This is a genomic window from Micromonospora zhanjiangensis, assembly GCF_042650605.1.
GTDB lineage: Bacteria > Actinomycetota > Actinomycetes > Mycobacteriales > Micromonosporaceae > Micromonospora_J > Micromonospora_J zhanjiangensis.
This window is the reverse complement of record NZ_JBHSBN010000083.1, coordinates 1-2,807: the sequence shown is the minus strand read 5'-3', so window position 1 is coordinate 2,807 and position 2,807 is coordinate 1. Positions and strand designations below refer to the sequence as shown.

3 protein-coding genes are annotated in these 2,807 nt (G+C 68.4%); all 3 read right to left on the bottom strand.

Going from position 1 to position 2,807, the window contains the following annotated elements:
- On the bottom strand, positions 1-431 hold a 431-nt coding region (locus ACFOX0_RS33970), incomplete at its 3' end, for a tryptophan 7-halogenase (RefSeq protein WP_377553756.1).
- A gap of 76 nt (positions 432-507) precedes the next feature.
- Positions 508-1,740, bottom strand: coding sequence for a cytochrome P450 (locus ACFOX0_RS33965; RefSeq protein WP_377553754.1), 1,233 nt, complete (start codon positions 1,738-1,740; stop codon positions 508-510).
- Positions 1,741-1,744: 4 nt separating this feature from the next.
- Positions 1,745-2,807 (bottom strand): tryptophan 7-halogenase (locus ACFOX0_RS33960; RefSeq protein ID WP_377553752.1); only part of this gene is annotated, 1,063 nt, incomplete at its 5' end.

The following is a 2,807-nucleotide window of genomic DNA, read 5'->3' as shown; positions in this document are numbered from 1 at the left end:
ACCCGCTCCTCGCCCTCGATTACACCGGTGACCGAACAACCCTCACGCACCTCGACACCCTTGCGCTTCGCGTTGTTCAACAGGATCTCGTCGAACCGCGCCCGCTCGACCTGGTAGGCGAACGACGTCGGGCCGGCCAGCCGGGGAGAGTCGGCGAAGGAGAATGTCCACGGCTCGGGCCGCGCACCCCAGCGGAAGGCCCCACCCCGTCGTACCCGGAAGTCCGCCGCGGCCAGGTCGTCCGTGACGCCGAGCAGCCGGCACACCCCGTGAACCGTCGACGGCAGCAACGACTCGCCGATCTGGTACCGGGGAAAGACCTCCTTCTCCAGCAACAACACCCGATGACCCGGCATGGCCACCAGCGAAGCCACCGTCGAACCGGCCGGCCCACCACCCGCCACCACCACGTCGAACTCTTCCACCGGCATCTCCACCGTCCCTCCGTCGGGCGAACCGGCGCCGATCCGTCGCGGCCGGTTCGCGGCCGCCCGGCGCCGTCGTGCGCTACCAGGCGACCGGTAGCCGATCCGGGCTGTCGATGAACGCGTTCCTGAGCTTGACGTCCCCGGCGGGTACGGCGAGGCGTAGCCCCGGGAGCCGACGCCACAGGCTCTGGTAGGCCATTCGCAGCACCGTTCTCGCCACCGCCGCCCCGATGCAGTGATGGATGCCGTGCCCGAACGCGACGTGCGGGCCCGACTCGCGGTTCGCGTCGAGGACGTTCGGATTCGGCGTCAGCGCCTCGTCCCGGTTGGCCATGAGAATCGAACAGAGGACGATGTCCCCCGCCTTGATCAGCTGGCCGTCCACGACCACGTCCCGGACGGCCATCCGCGGCGTCGGCTGCTGCAGGGCGGACAGGTACCGCAGCAGCTCGTTGACCACGCGGTCCGACTCCTCGCGGCCGGCGAGGAGCAACCGTTGCTGGTCGGGATGCTCCAGCAGCGCGAGGACGCCGAAACCTATCATTCCCGCGAGGGTCTCCAGGCCGCCGAGGATGAGCGCGGTACACACCCCCTTCAGCTCCTCGTCCGTGATGTCGTCGCCGTGATCCCGCAGCAGCATGCCGAGGAATCCCTCGTCGGGATCCTTCCGCTGCAGGGCGATGAAGCTGCTCAGGTACCGGTTGAACGCCGCGCTGTCGGCCGCGCGGGCCTTGTAGCCGCGGCTGAGGTCGACGTTCTGCCGCATCCGCCGCATGAACTCGTTCCGGTCGTCCCGCGGAATGCCGAGCAGCTCACACAGGACACCGCCGCCGACCGGGTCGGCGAACAGCACCTGCACGTCCGCGGGCGGCCCCTCGGCCGCCAACACGTCGATGTGGTCGTCGATGAGACCCTGGATCGCGGGCTCCAGCCGACGGATCCGCCGGACCGTGAACTCCGGGGTCAGCATCCCCCGCAACCGGGTGTGCTCGGGCGGGTCGTACGTCCCGATCTGCCCGATCATCTGCGGCGGTATGGGGATCCCCTCCCCGTTGATCGGCTGCGCCTCGGTCAACCGGACCCGGGTCGTGAAGTTCTCGTGATCACTGAAGATCTGGCGCACGACGTCGTAGCCCATGGCCTGCCACAGGTAGTCCACGCCGCGCTGCGTGGCCCCCTCGCCGTCGATGCGGATCAGCGGGCCGTACGCCCGGAGCGCGAACATGTCCTCGTGCGGGTCGCAGTGCGTCCGCAACATGTAGTTCGCCGTCGGCCGCACGATCGGCGCGACCTCTTCGATGCCGTGGTCCATGTCGTCAGTCAGCGTCCACGGGACGGAAGGGCAGCCATTTCATCCCGTCCGGCGAGACGACCAGCCCGCCCGGGAACAGCGGCAGCTCGGGCTCGGCGCCCTCGCCGAGGATCGCCTTGAGCTGCACCTGCCCGCCCTCCCGCATCACCTGCTTGACCACCCGCGACCTGAACAGCGGCGCCATGTTGCCGTCGTCGCTGGTGGCCATCCGGTCCACGGCCGCGGCGAACTCCGCGCTGCGCTCGGCGATCCGGCCCGACGACGTCAGGGCCGTCTCGTTGGACGACACCCCGCCGATCAGCTCCACGAACGACTCCAGGTCGGTGTGGTCGCTGTTGGTGACCTTCTTCGCCTTCCAGAAGTACGACTCCTCGTTCACGTTCATCTCGTAGAACGACACCAGGAACTCGTAGAACACTCCGTACTCGCGGCGGTAGCGTGCCTCGAACTCGGTCAGGGCGGTCTTCTCGTCGAGTTCGTCGGCCAGGACGCTGTTGATCGAACGGGCCGCGAGCAACGCGCTGTAGGTCGCCAGATGGACCCCGGAGGAGAACACCGGGTCCACGAAGCAGGCGGCGTCGCCGACCAGGATCATCCCGGGCCGCCAGAAGGCCGTCTGGTGGTAGGAGTAGTCCTTGCGGACCCGCAGCTGCCCGTACCGGCCGGTCGTGATCCGGTGTGCGTCCGCGAGGTATTCCGAGATCAGCGGGCATTGGGCGATCAACGCCTGGAGCGCCTTCTCCCGGTCACCCTGGATCTTCTCCGCCATCTCCCGCCGCACCACGGCACCGACGCTGGTCATCGTGTCGCTCAACGGGATGTACCAGAACCAGCCGCTGTCGAAGGCCACGCTCAGGATGTTGCCCGAGTACGGCTCCGGCAGCCGCTTGCCGTTCTCGAAGTAGCCGAACAGCGCCAGGCTGCGGAAGAACTCCGAGTAGTTCCGGGTGCCGCCGACGCTGGAGTACAACCGGCTCTTGTTGCCCGACGCGTCGACCACGAAACGGGCCCGCACCGCACGCTCAACACCGTCCGGGTCGGTGTACCGCAGACCGGCGACCCGCTCC

Excerpts from the sequence above, each read along its gene's own strand:
- ACFOX0_RS33965 (WP_377553754.1), bottom strand. The coding sequence starts at position 1,740 with ATGGACCACGGCATCGAAGAGGTCGCGCCGATCGTGCGGCCGACGGCG.